Raw genomic sequence first — 16,927 nt, 5'->3', positions numbered from 1 at the left:
CACTCGGGCCCGTAACGCATCCGCCTTCGCAGGCCATCATTTCGATGAACTGGGCATCTACCTTGCCAGTCTTGGCGTATGCACGCAGTACACCGATGTTCTTCTTGTTGAAATCGGAGAACTGCAGCACCTTGATGCCTTGTGCTTTCGGACCCAGATAAGCCTGTACGGCACCGGCAACACCTCCGGCCTGTGCGAAACCGTGAGCCTCGCAGACGGATTCTCTGGCAACCTTATACGGAGTAGCCTGTTCCAGTTCGATTCCCAGTCCGCGGAACAACGGGTGGAGTTCCTCGAAAGTCATTACATAGTCCACACATTCATCACGCTGTGCTTCCTTGCGTTTGGCAATACACGGGCCGATGAAAACAACCTTTGCATCGGGGTATTTCTTCTTGGCGATGCGGGCTGCATAGTACATGGGAGATCCGGTAGAAGAAACATACTTTTTCATGTCAGGAATATGTTTGTTTACCAGTTCGATGTAAGACGGACAGCAGGAAGTGGTCATGAATTTCTGGCCTTCTTCCAGCTTTTCGAGCAACTCATGTGCTTCGTTGCTGGTTGTTTCCATTGCGCCTTCTGCCACTTCGATGACATCGGCAAATCCGACTTCTTTCAGGGCACCATATACCTGGTCGATGGTAGCCTTGAACTGTCCCAGAATAGACGGAGCCGGAATGGCAATCAGTTTTTCACCGGCACGGATCGCTTCCAGAATATCAAATACCTGTGAGATTTCGAAGATGGCACCGAAGGGGCATGCATTCAGACACTTGCCGCAATAGATACACTTGTCTTCGTTGATATGTTCGATGTTATGTTCATCTTTGCTGATGGCTTTTACCGGGCAGGCTTCCTCACACGGAACCGGGATGTAGACGATTGCATGGTACGGGCAGCTCTTGTGACAGATACCACAGCTGATACAGGTATCGTGGTCGATATGAGCCTGGCCGGTCTTCTTGTCGAAATGGACGGCACCTTTCGGACAGTTCATATAGCAGCTTCGTGCCACGCATCCACGGCACAGGTTACTTACTTCGTAGTTGACCTGTACGCAGGAAGAACAAGCTTCATCGATGACACAAAGGATGTTTTCCTTGATTTTTCCGCGGCGTTCGAGCGCCTTCTTTGCATATTCGGATAGGGGAGTCAGTTCATCGGTTTCATCGCTCATGTCCCAGCCCAACAGCGGGAGTGATTTGTACTTGGTTACGGCACGTTCCTTGTGAATACAGCAACGGCCTACTGCCTGTGAACGGCGCGGGCTGAATTCAATGGGAATGCGGTCTATCTTCTCGACAAGTTGGTTTTCTTTCCAGAGGGCGACAAGATTTTCCAGTAGCTTGTGCCGGACAATCATTACGTTGTTAGTAAAAGCCATAATTAAGGGTTTTGTTAGTTGTTAGTTATCCTTTTTTTATTCTTCTCTTTTTCAAAGATTTTACAAAAATAAAACAATCCTGTAAAAATTCCAAGTTTTCAGGATGAGAAAACGGACGGCAGGTCCAATTAGTTGGACGGATTACAGATCTATGGAAATTACACCGCCATAGGGAGTGAGATGTTCCCAGGCTGTTTCTTTTTGGACGGCTCCTGCATAGATCTGTGCACAGATAAGTACGCCGCCGTGGGCGAAGATTCCCACTTCCTGGCAGGGCTTCTTTTTTAATTCGTCAAGAAAGGCAGCAACACGCCGGTATAGATCCTCGAAGGATTCGCCTCCGGTTGCTGCTACGTGGAAATAGTCGTCGAACCATTCCTGCAGGCGCGGATCACTGATGGCATCGAAACGCTGCATTTCCCATTCGCCGAAATTGATTTCCATCAGCCGGTCGTCACATTCCGGATCGGGGTAGCCGCAATAACCGGCCAGCCGGCGGGCACGGCTTAACGGGCTGGAATATACATGGTCGAAGTGGGTTCCGCTCAGGTTGCGGAGCGTTTGTGCTGCTTCCGCTTCGAAGGTGGACTTTAAGGGAACATCGGTCTGGCCGTAGCATGTGCCGGAAGGAACATCTACTGCCGTATGTCTGATGAGATATACTTTCATGGCAGATGAGTGAAAAACAGTTGGACATAAGGTACAGGGCCAGTTCGGAAAGCAGGAAGGTTGCTCCACAGCAGTCTCCGGTATAGCCCTGGATTTTCTTTCGCATCAGATGAACCAGCGCCAGAGTTACCAGCAGGGGAACGGGAAGCAGAAGAACCAGTGAAGGGCAGGCCAGTAATGCCGGAACGAGGGGCAGAAGGCCGCAAATGAAAGCCATGATCCAGTTTCCCGGGCTCATCCGGTTGTAGATAACTCTGGCTTTGGATTCTTCTTCCTTGCGGGTATATGGCAGGAGGTTGATGATCTGGGCTGAACAGAACTTGCTCCAGGTATCGAATCCCACGATCAGCCACGGGGCTATAGCCATGGGAAGGCGGTATATGAGCAGATAGAACATTCCCAGATAACAGATCAGTCCGATAACTCCATAGGTGCCGATATGAGAATCTTTCATGATGGAAAGGATGCGTTCACGGGTGGTTCCTCCTCCAAAGCCGTCGCAGAAGTCGGCGAGTCCGTCTTCGTGCAGGGCACCGGTGAGCAGAATGCGTGAGAGCATGGTCAGTAGAACGGCTATTTCCCACGAAAAACAATGGGATGTCAGCCAAAGGATACCTGCCATGACACCTCCCGTCAGCCAGCCGACCAGTGGCCAGTAGTTGACAACCTCTTTGTAATAGCGGGGTGGAACTTCGGCTATTCTCCAGAATGGAAGCCGGGTAAAAAAGATCAGGGCAGCCAGCAGTCTCATCGGTCAGAAGTATTTGGTAATGGAAGCATGGGCAAAGTTATCCATCTCATTCAGCATCCGTACGGCTGATTCCAGAATGGGGTAGGCACATACGGCACCGGATCCTTCTCCCAGACGGAGCCCGAGGTTCAGCAGAGGACGGGCCTGCAGCCAGTCAAGTACCAGTTTGTGGCCGGATTCATCACCCTGATGGCCGAAGACAGCATAGTCCAGTACTTCCGGATGCAGACGGGATGCAGCCAGTATGCAGTTGGTCATGATAAAACCGTCGACCAGGATGATCATGTTCCGTTCAGCTGCTCTCAGCATGCCGCCTGCAGCCATGACCATTTCAAAGCCGCCGTATTCGGCCATGATGTCAAGCGGTTCTCCGTTTCCGTTATAGCGTGCTACGGCACGTTTCAGTACATCCAGCTTGTGGGAGATTCCGGCTGCATTCAGACCGCTTCCGGCACCGACACACTGTTCCAGGGGAATCCGGGTAAACAGGTGCATCCACACGGACGAAGCCGATGTGTTTCCGATACCCATTTCGCCGAAGCTGACAACGTTGCAGCCGCTTTCGAATACTTCATCCACCAGAGAAGCTCCCCGTTCCAGGCATAATTGACACTCTTCCGGGGACATGGCTGCTTCTTTCAGAAAGTTGCGGGTACCTTTACCCACACTCAGGTTGCGTATTCCCTGTTCATAAGGCAGGTCGTAGTCGACTCCTGAGTCGGCGAGCAACAGGCGGAAACCGTGCTGGCGGCACAGGAAATTGATTCCGGCTCCTCCATGCAGAAAGTTACTCAGCTGCTGCCAGGTAATTTCCTTCGGAGAGAGGCTGACTCCCTCTTCCACGATGCCGTGGTCTGCGGCGAAAAGAATGTTGCATGGTTTCTTGAGTTCCGGTGAAAGGGTCTGCTGGATCATGCCGATCTGAAGGGCAAGGTCTTCCAGTCTGCCCAATGAACCTTTGGGCTTGGTCAGGTTGTCTATCTTTTCCCGAAGAAGCGGCCGGATCCGTTCGTCGGGATGTTGAGGTGAAAAGTGCATCATAAGTCTATTTGATTTGAACGGGAATTCCGGAAACCATCCAGAAAACTTCGTCCGCGCGGGAAGCTATGTATTGGTTAGCCCATCCCAGCAGGTCGGTAAACTTGCGTTGCACTTCGTTTTCAGAAACGCCTCCGGCTCCGATTTCATTGGTTACAAAAATAAAAGTTGCGTCCTGTGCGGTGAAGCGGTCGAATTCTTCCTTGACAGCTTCCAGTGACCGGCTGACGTCGCCTTCCAGATCGAAAAAGAAATTGGTACACCAGAGAGTGACGCAGTCAATCAGGATGGTCCTTCCCGGAAGCTGATGCCGGCTGAGTTCCTTGTTTTCTTCGATATTGGTCCATTCCGGTCCTCTCCGTTCCTGATGGATCTGTACCCGCCGGCGGAATTCTTCGTCCCAGATGCGGGCCGTGGCCAGATAGACAGGAGTCGGGGACAAGCGAAGGGCCATCTGCTCTGCATACGTGCTCTTTCCCGAGCGCTGTCCACCGGTGATCAGGATCAGTCTTCGCATGATGTGTCGTTTGAATTTGCTCCCCGCAGAATCAGGGTTGTAGCTCCCAGGGTGAAGATATTGCCTTCTTCTATGCGGACACGTTCTTTGGGCCCCAGCAATTCGTTCATCAGGAAAGTGCCGGTGATGCTGTTGTTGTCCCGCAGGGTATACACGATCTGTCCCTGCTTGTCGCGTTTGACATTCAGGATGCAGTGGCGACGGTCCATACTGGGATCGTTGCTTTCGATGGGAATATCGGCTTCCGTACCTTTGGAACGCCGTCCGATAACATTGTCTCCTTCATGCAAGGGGAAAACCTGTTTGAAGGCAAAAACGTTCTCAATGACAACAACGTTTCCCCAGTTTTCGGTTCCTTCCTTTTCGTCGATAACTTCTTCCCGGCGACTGCCTGCGTTCAGTTTGGATTTTCCGATCCGGATGCCAAACTGCTTTTTGCAATTGTCGCAGATGAACACCAGAGACTGGCCTTCCTGATATTTTGTTTCATCAAACTGTATATAATTGTCACATTTAGGACATCTTACTCTTTTCATTACTTTGCAAAGTTTATCTTTGGTTATTTAACAGAAAACACCCATGCCTGGCTGAATGCCTTCTCTTTTTTCAGAGTCTCAGTCTGGCGGTAGGCTTCTGCCTGATTCGTATAGTGACCCAGTGATACACGATATCTTCCGGCAGATTCGAGCACCTCTACATCCTTATAGCCTTGCTTGCGGAATATTTCAGCCTGCTTGTTGGCATCAGCTGCAGTTGTCAGGCTGGCTGCGATGATGTAATAACCCTTGTTGCCTGAAGACTTGCCGGTTGTCTGACTTGCTGAAACCTGACTTGCCGGAGCTGACTTTTTCTGAACCGGAGTCTGGGAGGGTGTCTGTTTTTCCACAGACTTTCCGCTGGCCTGTGCCGTTACCTTGGCAGAAGTTGCTTGCGGAGCGGCAACCTTTTCAGTCTTGACTTTGACAGGTTTCAGCGTATTGACATTATTTCTGACTTTCTTCTGCTGGGTATGCTGATTGCTCTTCTGCAGGGTATTGGCAACCAGAGACTGGTTACGAATGACATCAAACAAACCAGCCGATCCCAATGCCGCATAATCAGCTTCCTCTACATAGGTATTCTCAACAGGAACAGAGAGTATGAAGAACAGGATGACGGCTGCTGCAACAGCTACGGCATTCTGTAACCAGCGCCGTACCGGGAGGAAATGGCGGGTACGGAAAGTCTGTTGGGCAGGTATGGCATGAGGCTTGGGAACAATCGTAGCAGGACGTACCTGAGGAGTGATCACTTCCTCTTTCAGAAGTGGCAGTGAAAACGGTTCCAGTCCGTAGAGAGAAGGAGTGAAAAACACTTTCCCTTCCGGTTCAAATCCATATCCCCCCTTCATATTATAATATAAGGTGCCGATCCCTTGCAGAGCGATCTGTCCGCGCTGATAGAGTTCTTCCTTCAGTGTTTCTACTGTTTTTTCAATTTTACGGGTTGCATCCGGAAAATCTGTATTGTATGCCTGCATGTAAGACTGTACCAGCAGGCCGTCGTTCATGATCAGTTGCGGATTGAACCCGATGGAACGCAGAGGCGGGAAAAACTCTCCGGAGTCTGTCCGCCACATTGCCGGACGGTTGTGGGCAATGAATCCGCCCAGTCCCGGAACGATTACGCAATCGTTTTCCAGCAGTAATACTTCGATATGTTTGGCTAATTCAATCATACTGCAAATGTACAATTTTTATCCGTTTGACGCATCTTTCCCGCACTTTTTTCGGAAGGAATTTTTTTTTGTTCTATTTTTGCACCGTCAAAAAAAAGAATAAAAACGCAAAGTTATGAATATAGCTATCGTGGGAACCGGATATGTAGGGTTGGTGACAGGTACATGTTTTGCTGAAACAGGAGCAAACGTTATTTGTATTGATACCAATGCTGCCAAGATCGAAGCCTTGAAGAAAGGGGTTATTCCGATTTATGAACCGGGACTGGAGGAAATGGTACAGCGTAATGTAAAGGCCGGGCGTCTGACATTCGGAACCTCGCTGGAGGATTGTCTGGACCAGGTGTCGATTGTATTTACTGCAGTCGGAACTCCGCCGAATGAAGACGGAAGTGCAGATCTGAAATACGTACTGGAAGTAGCACGAACCATTGGAGCCTGCATGAAGCGTTATGTACTTGTTGTAACTAAAAGTACGGTGCCGGTAGGAACAGCCAGCAAGGTAAAGGAAGTGATCCGGAGAGAACAGGCCGCCCGGGGAGTGGAGATCCCGTTTGATGTTGCTTCGAACCCGGAATTCCTGAAGGAAGGTAATGCTATCAATGACTTTATGACTCCTGACCGGGTTGTAGTGGGAGTGGAATCGGATAAAGCCAGGGAACTGATGACTAAGTTGTATCGTCCTTTCCTGCTGAATAACTTCCGGGTGATTTTTATGGATATCCCTTCTGCCGAGATGACAAAATATGCTGCCAATTCCATGCTGGCAACCCGAATCAGCTTTATGAATGACATTGCCAATCTGTGTGAACTGGTTGGAGCTGACGTAAATATGGTGCGTAGCGGAATCGGATCCGATACGCGTATCGGACGTAAATTCCTTTATCCGGGATGCGGATATGGCGGTTCCTGTTTCCCGAAAGATGTCAAGGCCCTGATCAGGACAGCCGAGGAACATGGCTATTCGATGCGGGTGCTGAAAATGGTAGAAGCTGTCAATGAGGATCAGAAAGATATTCTGTTCCGCAAGCTGAGTGCCTATTATCAGGGAGACCTGAAAGGGCGTACGATTGCTTTATGGGGACTGGCCTTTAAACCGGAAACAGATGATATGCGGGAAGCCCCGGCGCTGGTTCTGATCAAAAAGCTGCAGGAAGCCGGCTGTCTGATCCGTGCATACGATCCGGCTGCTATGGACGAAGCCAGACGCCGTATCGGTGATTCCATTTATTATGCAAAGGATATGTATGATGCCTTGCTGGATGCAGATGCAATGCTGATGGTGACAGAGTGGAAAGAATTCCGTCTGCCGGCCTGGGGAGTGATCCGGAAAACGATGAAGCATCCGGTTATTTTTGACGGAAGAAATATTTATGATCCTCATGAACTGGCTGAAGCCGGCCTGGTATATCATTGCATCGGGAAATGAGGAACTGTATGAAAATAAAGGGAATGGGTATGAGAAATTATTTTTTAATGGGATGTTTTTGCCTACTTTTGCCGGCCTGTATGGGAGGTGAAGCCAGACAGGAAGAACAAGCCGCAGATACACTGGCAGATACGCAATGGCTGCAGGGGGTATGGCTGGATGATAACACGGAATCTCCTGTCTTCAAGATCAAAGGCGACAGCATTTATTATGCCAGTCAGATCAATGCACCATTAAAATATGATTTGAAGAATGATACATTGACCATCTATGGAGTGGAAACAGTGCATTATCCTTTGGAGCGTTGTCAGGAACAGGCATTGCAGTTCCGTACTCCGGTAGGAGACATGGTGTCTTTGCACAAGTCGGATAATGATTCAGCCTTTGTTGCGCTGTCTGTGACCGGACCGGAAAAGAAAGAAGTGATCTCCAAGGACCTGGCTGTGATGTATCAAGGCAAGCGTTACCGCGGGTATGTCTATATAAATCCGACCAGTATCAAGGTCGTTCGTCCGAGTCTGACAGAAGAAGGACTGACGATGGACAACGTGTATTATGACAACGTGATTCATATCTGTGTGTATCAGGGAAAGCAACGCCTTTATGCGAAGGATATCACTCGTCAGATGTTTTCCTCAGTTGTCCCGGATGATTACCTGAAGATGTCTATCCTGTCGGATATGGATTTCATTGGTGTGGATGCTGAAGGCTATCATTATCTGGCCACCTTGTGTATTCCGGATGGGGCATCCTGTTACAATGTAGAGCTCACCATTGACCGGGATGACCAGCTGTCCTTTTCATCTGCGGATGTGGAATAAACAATCCCTTGCCTTTATTCTCTGATCAGTGGCAAGGGATTTTAGTTTGAAACCGGATTCAGGCTTTTGCCGGTGACGGGCTGGCCGGAGCACTCTTTTTCTTTCTCCGTCTGTTTCCGTTACAGGACCGTTTCTTTCCGGAAGCTGATTGGCTGTTGCCTTTAGGTTTGGCACTGCGTGGGTTATAGGCCGGAGCTTCTCCCAATTCTTCCGGTACCGGTATCTTATAGATTTCTTTTTCAAGAAAATTCTCGATCTGTTTAAATTTGTTCTGTTCTGTTTCGCTGACGAAAGTAATGGCGCATCCATCGTTGTTTGCCCGGGCTGTACGTCCGATACGGTGTACATAATCCTCGCTGTCATGAGGTACGTCATAGTTGATGACCAGACGGATATCGTCAATGTCAATACCGCGGGCAACGATATCGGTTGCCACCAGCATATTGATCCGTCCGTTCCGGAATTCATGCATGATGGCTTCCCGCTGGCTCTGGTCAAGGTCAGAATGCATTTCACCGACGTTCAGCTTCAGGCGTTTAAGCGCTTTGGTTACTTCCTTGACCTTGATTTTGGAGGATGCAAAGATGATGACACGTTCCGGTTGCTGCTCTTTGAAGAGTGATTCGATAATTCCCAGCTTCTGTGCTTCGTAGCAGATGTAGGCTGCCTGTATGATTTTCTCTGCCGGTTTGGATACAGCCAGTTTGACTTCTACCGGATTGGTCAGAATCGTTTTGGCCAGTTGCTGGATCTTGGTCGGCATGGTGGCTGAGAACATGATCGTCTGTCTTTCTTTGGGAAGGTATTTGACGATTTGCATGATATCTTCAGCAAATCCCATATCCAGCATACGGTCGGCTTCATCCAGGATGAAGAAGGAAACTTTGGATAAATCTACGTAGCCCAGGCTAAGGTGACTGATCAGTCGTCCCGGTGTGGCAATAACGACGTCGGCTCCTAAGGTAAGCCCTTTTTTCTCCTGTTCGAAGCGTATTCCGTCGTTACCTCCATAGACTGCAACACTGGAAGCCGGCATGAAATAGGAGAAACCTTCCATCTGCTGGTCAATCTGCATGGCCAGTTCACGCGTAGGAGCCATAATGATACAATTGATGGCATCTTCCGGATAATTTCCCTTGCTGAGCTGGTTGAGTACAGGGAGCAGATAGGCGGCTGTCTTGCCTGTTCCGGTCTGGGCAACTCCAATGAGGTCTTTTCCTTCAAGAATGACAGGGATTGTATGTTCCTGCACTGGAGTACATTCCCGGAAGTTCATGGCATCCAGTGCATCGAGGACGCTATCTTCTAAATTTAATTCTGAAAATTGCATATAAAATGGGTTGTTTTTAGTCGGTTATTTTATAGTTTGCCACGTTCGTCCAGGTATGAATCCTTGAATCCCAGGAAATACAGAACTCCATCCAGGCCGATGGTATTGATGGATTGCCGTGCGTTGGCGGCCACTTTAGGTTTTGCGTGGAAAGCAATGCCCAATCCGGCAATGGATAGCATCGGCAGATCGTTGGCGCCGTCACCAACAGCAATGGTCTGAGCGATATCTACCTTTTCCACCTGTGCAATCAGCCTCAATAATTCTGCTTTGCGTTTGCCGTCAACAATGTCTCCCAAATAGCGGCCGGTCAGCTTCCCGTCTATAATTTCGAGTTCGTTGGCATATACATAGTCTATTCCGAATTTATCTTTCAGGTAGTTACCGAAGTAGGTAAATCCGCCGGAAAGAATGGCGATCTTGTATCCGTATCGTTTCAATACATACATCAGGCGCTCCACTCCCTCTGTAATGGGAAGGTTTTCGGCGATTTCCCGCATCACGCTCTCATCCAGTCCTTTCAGCAAGGATACCCGTTCCTTGAAGCTTTCAATGAAGTCTATTTCCCCTCGCATGGCCCGCTCTGTAATAGCTTTGACCTGATCGCCTACACCTGCCCGCATGGCCAGTTCGTCAATGACTTCTGTTTCGATCAGGGTAGAATCCATATCGAAGCAGATCAGCCGGCGCATACGGCGGTACATATTATCCTGCTGGAAGGAGAAATCCATAGCCAGAGAGGAGCTTAACTGCATCAGTTGTCGTTGAAGTTCTTCTTTGTCCTTTGGAGTTCCGCGCACTGAAAATTCGATGCAGGCACGTACGTTTGCTTTTTTCTCGTCTAAAGGAATACGTCCGGTCAGCCGTCGGATGCCGTCAATGTTCAGTTGCTGTTCAGCCAATATCCGGGTTGCACCTGCTATTTGCTGGGCAGTCAGCTTTCGTCCCAGCAATGTCAGGATGTAACGGTTTTTTCCTTGCATGTTTACCCATTCCTCATATTCCTCAGTCGAAATAGGGTAGAAGCGGATGTTGATGCCCAGTGCGGATGCCTTGAAAAGCAGATCTTTCATTATGTTGCCCGAATCCTTTTCCTTGCATTTGAAAAGTAGTCCGAGCGACAGGGTACTATGAATATCAGCTTGGCCGATATCCATAATGTCTACATCATATTCCGACAAAATGGCCGTAATAGAAGCGGTCAGCCCCGGACGATCCAGGCCGCTGATACGGATTAATATCAGTTCGGTTTTGTTTTCCATTTTTCTTTTATTCTCTGTTTTGGCAGTAATCTTCGCAAATGTACGAATTAAATGCTTTGAACCCTAGTTTCTGCGGGAAAAAGAATAGGGCGTTATGTGATTTAGAGTGCGAATTTATGTTTAAAAGCATAATTTTTCTTTCTGTTTTTTGGTAAAATGGTCAAAAGGGCTTACCTTTGCAGCAGATTTCTTAAGTAAAAGAAGCGAAACAATATGCAAAGAAGGCTGGAAACAGGGTTCGCATGGATGTTTTGCGACAGACAATGTTCCGGGTAGAAATCACTGTAAAAGGGCAGTCCCGGATAGTATTAACTAAAATCAAATTACATGATTAAAAATGTAAAGTGGTTTTTTGTTGTATTAGTATTCAGTTCCTTAATCTCTTTTTCTTCAACGAAGAAGAGTGTTCCGACAGAGAAACTGGCTTTGGGAGATAAGGCTCCGGAGTTGGTACTCTGTAATGAAATGCAGCCGCTCAACCTGCAGGATGCCTCTGGCAATTATACGTTGTTGAGCTTTTGGGCCAGTTATGATGCTTCTTCAAGAGCGCAGAATGCTGCGTTGAGCCACTTGCTGAAGAATCAGGACCAGGTGAAGATGATCTCCATATCCTTCGACCGTTACCGCTCTGTCTTCAATGCTGCGGTTCGGCAGGATCAGATTGACACGGCTAGCTGTCATCTGGAAATGGAGGGTGAAAATTCGAAGATATTCAAGTCGTATGGCTTGGAAAGCGGTTTCAGAAACTTCCTGTTGAATAGTGAGGGAGTGATTGTGGCAAAGAATGTAACCGCAAGCGAATTGGCTTCTTATCTGAATTGATGGGAAGTTTCTTGATGTAGAAGAAAATTGAATACAACAAAAAGCAGAGGTTGTCTCAAATTATCTTGAGACAACCTTTTTTGTATCTATAAAGAGGATTCCAGTTCTGCCTCTTTTCTCAGCAATGTCTTTTCTGCCTGAAGATCACGCAAGTCAAGCTTGGGTGAAGGAAGCGTGCACATTTTCAGGGAGTCGGTGAGTTCGCACGTATAATCGAATATAGCTTTTTCTGTATCTGTAAATTCCTCATGAGGGATAAGCCGTGCGTTGAGGGCGGCAAATTCAGAGGCATCATAAGTGTCAGAGAGTTTGACGAAAACGATACGCCGTGCAATGGGATTCTGATTATAGTCTGGTACCAGATATAATCCTTTCAGTATTTTAACCTCTTCAAGAAACGGTAACTGCATGTAGACTGTTACGAGTGACAGGTTAGGTTCACTGAAAGCGTTGAGCAGAATGTATAGCATCTGTTGTTCTTTTACGATTGCTATTCCTTCACGGACAAATCCATGGACACTTTTTCTGCCACAGGCCAGATGTCCGTCATCACCGGCGTGTGTCAGATAAAAAGGTTCTGCCTTCAGTGTCCTGACAGAAGATGAGCAGCTATATGACATATATGTGCCTTCAAGGTTTTTGCTCTTTTCTGTCGAAAGCCGGCTTTGAGAGGCCAGTTGCTTCAGAAAAGGTATTTTCTTTCCGACACGCGGTGTACCTGCCGGCATCGTTTCTGTCAGGAAGTCGTAAATGGTGTCAATATCTCCGAGCAGTTTCTTTCTTGATATGTTGTTTACCTTATATATAGCCTCATCAAGCGCCTCATCGAAATTCATTCCTCCGGCATATAATTCTGCAAATGCAGGAAGGACAGTGGCATACAGTCCCGAAAGGACACTTGGTGACCATTCGATTGTTGAGGCTATATCTTTCATTTTCACACCGTTTTGTTTCAGTCTTTTCAGACGTTCATAAATTTCCAAAAGCTTGTCAGCACTATTCATCATACACAGATTTAATTTGCTGCAAAGTAACGACTCAACTATGATATACATGTTGCATCCGTATTTCAAAAGTATTGCGTGAATGATAATTTATGGGAAATTCAGAAAATTCATACCGATTAATTTCTCATGATGTCATAGCATCCGAAATTTGCCCGCGAATTCAAAAAAAACGAAGGTTATGTATAACAAAAGCAAGATTGCAATATTCAGAAAAGCGGGTACTCCAGTCAGCATAGAAGAATGCTCTATTCCGGAACTGAAACAAGGAGAGCTACTGGTGAAAAATGAATATGTTACTCTCTGTCGGAGCGATATCAGCACTTATATGGGCAAGCGTATCGAAAAAAGCCCTACCATACTTGGACATGAAATTGTGGGCCGGATAGTAGCGGTTGCACCGGGTGCGCCTGCTGCCGATCTCAATGGAATGCCTCTCCATGAAGGAAAAAGAATCACATGGGCTATTTATGCTTCAGATCCTGACAGTGAGATGTCACGTCTGGGTATTCCTCAGAAATCGCCTGATCTGTTTAAGTATGGCCATGAACAGCTGACAGAAACTAATACTCTCAACGGTGGACTTGCTGAATATACTATTATAAGGAAGAACACTCCTGTCATTGTCTTGAGTGAAGATGTTCCTGTCAACGCTGCAGCAATCATCAACTGCTCGGTATCTACGGTGGCTGGAGCAATCCGTCTGACCGGAGGTGTAGAAGGAAAGCGAGTAGCCCTGTGGGGAATCGGTATGCTGGGCATCATCGCGTGTGCACAATGCCGCGAAGCCGGAGCCCGGGAAATCATAGCTGTTGATATCAACAGTGAACGTCTTGCACTGGCCGGACGTTTTGGAGCCACACAGACAATGAAGGCAGGCGAGTTTGATCCCTCTTTACTGAAAGCGGATTGTACGATTGATTTCAGCGGTAATCTTGCTTCAATGGGAGCAACTGTCGATGCGTTGCGTATAGGCGGTACTGCCGTATGGGTAGGAGGAGTCTGTCCCCAGGAGCCGATCAGACTGGATACGGAAAAGATTGTGCGCAATCTTTATACCATCAAAGGCTTGCACAATTACAATGCGGATGATTTTCGGGCAGCAGTAAGCTTCATGGAAAAGCATCATGCTGATTATCCGATATCGGAACTTATATACGATGGCTTTACGCTCGATCAGACTGAAGAAGCATTCCGGTATGCCATAGATAACAATCCGTTTAGAGTTGGAATACATTTTTAATAAATAGGAGAGAGCTGCAATGAAAATGCCTGTGTTAAATATACCGTCGAAAGGAGCCAGATTTAATCTGTTGTGTATGATGGCGGCACTGCTTACTTATATGAGTATGTATGCTTTTCGTAAACCATTGTCGGCTGCTACATTCGAGGGAATTACTTATTGGGGGCTTGATTATAAAATTATAGCCATTATCAGTCAGGTGGTGGGTTATACCTGCTCAAAATTTCTGGGTATTACCATTGTTTCGTCGATGAAACCACAGAACCGGATCAGATGCATACTTGGCTTTATCGCTTTTGCTTGGGTTGCATTGCTGATGTTTGCGTTGGTACCTCACCCTTACAATGTTGTTTTCCTTGTATTGAATGGCTTGCCGCTGGGTATGATATTCGGCATTGTGATTTCATTTCTTGAGGGGCGCCGTAATACCGAGCTTCTGGGAGCCGGACTTTGTGTCAGTTTTATTACGGCTTCAGGTATAACCAAAGCTGTCGGGCGCTTCCTTATTATACACTTTCATGTGTCCGACTTCTGGATGCCCTTCTGTACGGGACTGGTGTTTGTACCTGTACTGCTGCTGGGGGTATGGATGCTGTCGCTTATCCCTCCCCAGTCGGAGGAAGACAAGGCGAGCCGGAGCGAACGCACTCCAATGGGAGCTTCAGAAAGAATGAAGTTTTTCCGTTCCTTCTCATGGGGAGTGATACTTTCTACGCTGACATACGCTACTCAGTCAATATGGAAGTGCCTGTGTACTATTGCATCGGTAACCATGACCTTGTCAAAGGGAAATATGGTGAAGAACTCTTTGAAAGTATCTATGGCCCCGTTTATTATTCATTCGATGCAGGCAATACCCATTACATCGTTACTCCGATGTGGGGAGGAGACTACCGTCCCGGATATACCAAGGAAGATGTATACCACTGGCTGAAGAATGACCTGGCACAGATCCCTGAAGGAAAACCGATTGTTGTGTTCAATCACGATTACTGGACCAGCGGCGACCGTCATGTATTTTCTGCCGGCAAGGGTATGGATATTGACCTCGATGCACATAATCTGAAAGCATGGGTATACGGACATGTTCACATTAACCACATTACCCGTCACGGCAACGCGCTGGCTATCTGTACTTCTACTCTGGCACGCGGAGGTATTGATCATGCTACGTCTGCATTCCGCAAAATAGGTATGGACAGCAAGGGGAATATTTCTTCCGAACTCAGATATGCTTACATCGACAAGAGTATTGTGATTGCTTCAGCCCAGAACGAACAGGCACCTGTGACAAAGGATGGCAAGCTGCAGGTTTCGGTCAATACCTATTCTACGGTAACTCAGACAGCCAAGGTGACTTATGCCGTATATATGGAAGACAAGGCTGTAACTCCGCAGCGCAGTATGACCCGCCAGACCGATTTCAACTGGACGGATGCCGTGAAACTTCCGGCCGAATGCGAAGGACGTACCGTGACACTTAAGGCAACAGCTACTTTCAAAAACGGAGAGACAGCCAGAGCTGAAAGCTTCTTTACTTATACATCCACTCCTGTCGAAGTCAAGACAGGCGACAACTGGACCAATCTTGGCGGAAACCCGCAGCATGTGGCCGTAACAAAAGACACACTGAACCTGCCGATCCGTCTGGCATGGGTAAAGAACATGGGATCGAATGTTTATATGACTTCTCCGATCGTGGTTGACGGTAAAGTCTTTGCAGCTACTATGGATGAAAACATACAGGGCAAATCTTCCGTTACAGCGATGGATGCAACCGACGGCAGCCTCTGCTGGAAATACTCCACACGTTCTTCAGTGAAGAACACCATTGTTTCTGCACAGGGACTTATCTTTGCTCAGGATATCTGGGGATATCTTTATGCGATTGATGCCAAGAGCGGAAAACTGGCATGGGAACAGAAACTTGACGTAGCAGTTGTTCCGGGACTGGAAGACGGACTGGCTGCCAACGAAACAACAGTCTTTGCCGGAGCAAGAAAGGGACTGGTTGCGCTTGATGCCAGAACTGGCCGTGAGATCTGGAAGAACTCATCCTGGTCGCAGCGCGAAGGTACTACCTGCACCTTGTCGTTGAGCCCGGATGAAGATGTACTTATCGGCAGTGTGCAGTGGGGTGCTATGTATGCCAACGATGCACGCACCGGCAAGCTGCTTTGGGCAAAGAGTGAAGACGGAATCCGTTTCCGTTCGTCATCTCCGTCCATGCACGACGGAGCCATGTATTTCCTGTCTGAAAGTTCTCTTTTCGTACTTTCTGAAAAGACCGGCGAGGTACTGGCTGTCAAGAAACTGCCTTTCTCGGTTGAGGCTACTTCCAGTCCGCTTGTAACACGCAGAGAGATCATTTTCGGAACGGCAGGTGAAGGTATTGTTGCACTCGACCGCAAGACACTGGACATCAAATGGAAGTACCGTACAGGTAAAGCCATGATATATACGTCTCCTTACACAAACGGTGAGATGGCTCAGGTGGAAAGCACTCCTGTTCTGTCGGGTGACATGGTGATCGTAGGAGCTTCTGACGGCACCTTCTATGCGGTCAACCGTAAGAACGGTTCACTCATGTGGCGTCATAAGACAGGCTCTCCCATTCTGACCACGGTGGCCGTATCAGGAAAAACTTTCTTTGGTACAGATTTTTCAGGTAACATCTATTGTTTCAAGGCTGAATAAAGCCTGACGTTTCTCTTGTATTTTCCCGTTGTATCCTGTCCTCTGACAGGAGACAGCGGGAATTTCTTTTGGTGATTATTGCCGATGTTTGCGGAAGACTGGAAGGGTTCCACTTACTGAAATAATTTGTTCCACTTACTGGAACAAATTATTTCACCTACTGGAACAGATTATTTCACTTGCTGGAACCAGCTGCTTTTACCTGACAAAGCCGGCATTTCCTTTGCATAAGCCTTATGC

General features: G+C 47.8%; 14 protein-coding genes and 2 pseudogenes. 6 read left to right on the top strand and 10 right to left on the bottom strand.

Going from position 1 to position 16,927, the window contains the following annotated elements; genetic code table 11:
• The 7 genes and pseudogenes from BACCOPRO_RS07435 to BACCOPRO_RS07405 all read right to left on the bottom strand — a co-directional run.
• Nucleotides 1-1,387, bottom strand: a 1,387-nt coding sequence (locus BACCOPRO_RS07435) for a 4Fe-4S dicluster domain-containing protein (protein ID WP_008142369.1), incomplete at its 3' end; no start/stop codon positions are given.
• A gap of 141 nt (nt 1,388-1,528) precedes the next feature.
• Complete coding sequence (gene cobC, locus BACCOPRO_RS07430) at nt 1,529-2,056, bottom strand: alpha-ribazole phosphatase (protein WP_040311305.1); 528 nt, start codon at nt 2,054-2,056, stop codon at nt 1,529-1,531.
• A 22-nt stretch (nt 2,057-2,078) separates the two neighbouring features.
• Nucleotides 2,079-2,807: pseudogene (locus BACCOPRO_RS07425) on the bottom strand (adenosylcobinamide-GDP ribazoletransferase); the annotation flags it as partial.
• A gap of 3 nt (nt 2,808-2,810) precedes the next feature.
• On the bottom strand, nt 2,811-3,848 hold the full coding sequence (cobT, locus tag BACCOPRO_RS07420; protein WP_008142363.1) for a nicotinate-nucleotide--dimethylbenzimidazole phosphoribosyltransferase: 1,038 nt from the start codon (nt 3,846-3,848) through the stop codon (nt 2,811-2,813).
• Nucleotides 3,849-3,852: 4 nt separating this feature from the next.
• Nucleotides 3,853-4,362: a bifunctional adenosylcobinamide kinase/adenosylcobinamide-phosphate guanylyltransferase gene (gene cobU / locus BACCOPRO_RS07415; RefSeq protein ID WP_008142362.1), complete on the bottom strand. Its 510-nt coding sequence runs from the start codon at nt 4,360-4,362 to the stop codon at nt 3,853-3,855.
• A complete protein-coding gene (locus BACCOPRO_RS07410) occupies nt 4,350-4,898 on the bottom strand; it encodes an FHA domain-containing protein (protein ID WP_008142360.1) in 549 nt (182 codons plus the stop codon). Before BACCOPRO_RS07410 ends, cobU begins: the two co-directional genes overlap by 13 nt.
• Before the next feature lie 23 nt (nt 4,899-4,921).
• Complete coding sequence (locus BACCOPRO_RS07405; protein ID WP_008142358.1) at nt 4,922-6,079, bottom strand: HU domain-containing protein; 1,158 nt, start codon at nt 6,077-6,079, stop codon at nt 4,922-4,924.
• 115 nt (nt 6,080-6,194) lie between these two features.
• Here BACCOPRO_RS07405 and BACCOPRO_RS07400 point away from each other — a divergent pair, with 115 nt between their 5' ends.
• Together BACCOPRO_RS07400 and BACCOPRO_RS07395 are read left to right on the top strand one after the other, a co-directional pair.
• A complete protein-coding gene (locus BACCOPRO_RS07400; protein ID WP_008142356.1) occupies nt 6,195-7,508 on the top strand; it encodes a UDP-glucose dehydrogenase family protein in 1,314 nt (437 codons plus the stop codon).
• A gap of 8 nt (nt 7,509-7,516) precedes the next feature.
• Entirely contained in the window at nt 7,517-8,329 is an 813-nt protein-coding gene (locus BACCOPRO_RS07395) for a DUF4738 domain-containing protein (RefSeq protein WP_258460645.1), read from the top strand.
• 58 nt (nt 8,330-8,387) lie between these two features.
• On the opposite strand, the gene BACCOPRO_RS07390 is transcribed toward BACCOPRO_RS07395, so the two are convergent.
• Together BACCOPRO_RS07390 and serB are read right to left on the bottom strand one after the other, a co-directional pair.
• Nucleotides 8,388-9,659 carry a DEAD/DEAH box helicase gene (locus BACCOPRO_RS07390; protein WP_008142352.1) on the bottom strand — a complete coding sequence of 424 codons (1,272 nt, stop codon included), beginning with the start codon at nt 9,657-9,659 and terminating at the stop codon, nt 8,388-8,390.
• A 29-nt stretch (nt 9,660-9,688) separates the two neighbouring features.
• Nucleotides 9,689-10,921, bottom strand: a complete 1,233-nt coding sequence (gene serB / locus BACCOPRO_RS07385) for a phosphoserine phosphatase SerB (protein ID WP_008142349.1) — start codon at nt 10,919-10,921, stop codon at nt 9,689-9,691.
• A gap of 327 nt (nt 10,922-11,248) precedes the next feature.
• Between serB and BACCOPRO_RS07380 the strand changes: the two genes are divergently transcribed.
• Nucleotides 11,249-11,743, top strand: a complete 495-nt coding sequence (locus BACCOPRO_RS07380; protein WP_008142345.1) for a thioredoxin family protein — start codon at nt 11,249-11,251, stop codon at nt 11,741-11,743.
• A gap of 86 nt (nt 11,744-11,829) precedes the next feature.
• Here BACCOPRO_RS07380 and BACCOPRO_RS07375 read toward each other — a convergent pair whose 3' ends face one another.
• Entirely contained in the window at nt 11,830-12,750 is a 921-nt protein-coding gene (locus BACCOPRO_RS07375) for a hypothetical protein (RefSeq protein WP_008142342.1), read from the bottom strand.
• A gap of 178 nt (nt 12,751-12,928) precedes the next feature.
• Here BACCOPRO_RS07375 and BACCOPRO_RS07370 point away from each other — a divergent pair, with 178 nt between their 5' ends.
• The 3 genes and pseudogenes from BACCOPRO_RS07370 to BACCOPRO_RS07360 all read left to right on the top strand — a co-directional run bounded on the left by BACCOPRO_RS07370 (nt 12,929) and on the right by BACCOPRO_RS07360 (nt 16,687).
• Nucleotides 12,929-13,990, top strand: a complete 1,062-nt coding sequence (locus tag BACCOPRO_RS07370; protein WP_008142340.1) for a zinc-binding dehydrogenase — start codon at nt 12,929-12,931, stop codon at nt 13,988-13,990.
• A 19-nt stretch (nt 13,991-14,009) separates the two neighbouring features.
• Nucleotides 14,010-14,669: pseudogene (locus BACCOPRO_RS18500) on the top strand (DUF5690 family protein); the annotation flags it as partial.
• A gap of 59 nt (nt 14,670-14,728) precedes the next feature.
• Nucleotides 14,729-16,687 carry an outer membrane protein assembly factor BamB family protein gene (locus BACCOPRO_RS07360; RefSeq protein ID WP_162231588.1) on the top strand — a complete coding sequence of 653 codons (1,959 nt, stop codon included), beginning with the start codon at nt 14,729-14,731 and terminating at the stop codon, nt 16,685-16,687.
• The last annotated feature ends 240 nt before the right edge of the window (nt 16,688-16,927 follow it).

The organism is Phocaeicola coprophilus DSM 18228 = JCM 13818 (assembly GCF_000157915.1).
Classification (GTDB): Bacteria; Bacteroidota; Bacteroidia; order Bacteroidales; family Bacteroidaceae; genus Phocaeicola; species Phocaeicola coprophilus.
This window is presented reverse-complemented; position numbering and strand designations above follow the sequence as displayed.

What these genes read in the sequence shown, in the direction of transcription:
- cobC (WP_040311305.1), bottom strand. Translation starts at nt 2,056, where the DNA reads ATGAAAGTATATCTCATCAGACATACGGCAGTAGATGTTCCTTCCGGC.
- cobT (WP_008142363.1), bottom strand. Translation starts at nt 3,848, where the DNA reads ATGATGCACTTTTCACCTCAACATCCCGACGAACGGATCCGGCCGCTT.
- cobU (WP_008142362.1), bottom strand. Translation starts at nt 4,362, where the DNA reads ATGCGAAGACTGATCCTGATCACCGGTGGACAGCGCTCGGGAAAGAGC.
- BACCOPRO_RS07410 (WP_008142360.1), bottom strand. Translation starts at nt 4,898, where the DNA reads ATGAAAAGAGTAAGATGTCCTAAATGTGACAATTATATACAGTTTGAT.
- BACCOPRO_RS07405 (WP_008142358.1), bottom strand. Translation starts at nt 6,079, where the DNA reads ATGATTGAATTAGCCAAACATATCGAAGTATTACTGCTGGAAAACGAT.
- BACCOPRO_RS07400 (WP_008142356.1), top strand. Translation starts at nt 6,195, where the DNA reads ATGAATATAGCTATCGTGGGAACCGGATATGTAGGGTTGGTGACAGGT.
- BACCOPRO_RS07395 (WP_258460645.1), top strand. Translation starts at nt 7,517, where the DNA reads ATGAAAATAAAGGGAATGGGTATGAGAAATTATTTTTTAATGGGATGT.
- BACCOPRO_RS07390 (WP_008142352.1), bottom strand. Translation starts at nt 9,659, where the DNA reads ATGCAATTTTCAGAATTAAATTTAGAAGATAGCGTCCTCGATGCACTG.
- serB (WP_008142349.1), bottom strand. Translation starts at nt 10,921, where the DNA reads ATGGAAAACAAAACCGAACTGATATTAATCCGTATCAGCGGCCTGGAT.
- BACCOPRO_RS07380 (WP_008142345.1), top strand. Translation starts at nt 11,249, where the DNA reads ATGATTAAAAATGTAAAGTGGTTTTTTGTTGTATTAGTATTCAGTTCC.
- BACCOPRO_RS07375 (WP_008142342.1), bottom strand. Translation starts at nt 12,750, where the DNA reads ATGATGAATAGTGCTGACAAGCTTTTGGAAATTTATGAACGTCTGAAA.
- BACCOPRO_RS07370 (WP_008142340.1), top strand. Translation starts at nt 12,929, where the DNA reads ATGTATAACAAAAGCAAGATTGCAATATTCAGAAAAGCGGGTACTCCA.
- BACCOPRO_RS07360 (WP_162231588.1), top strand. Translation starts at nt 14,729, where the DNA reads ATGGAAGTGCCTGTGTACTATTGCATCGGTAACCATGACCTTGTCAAA.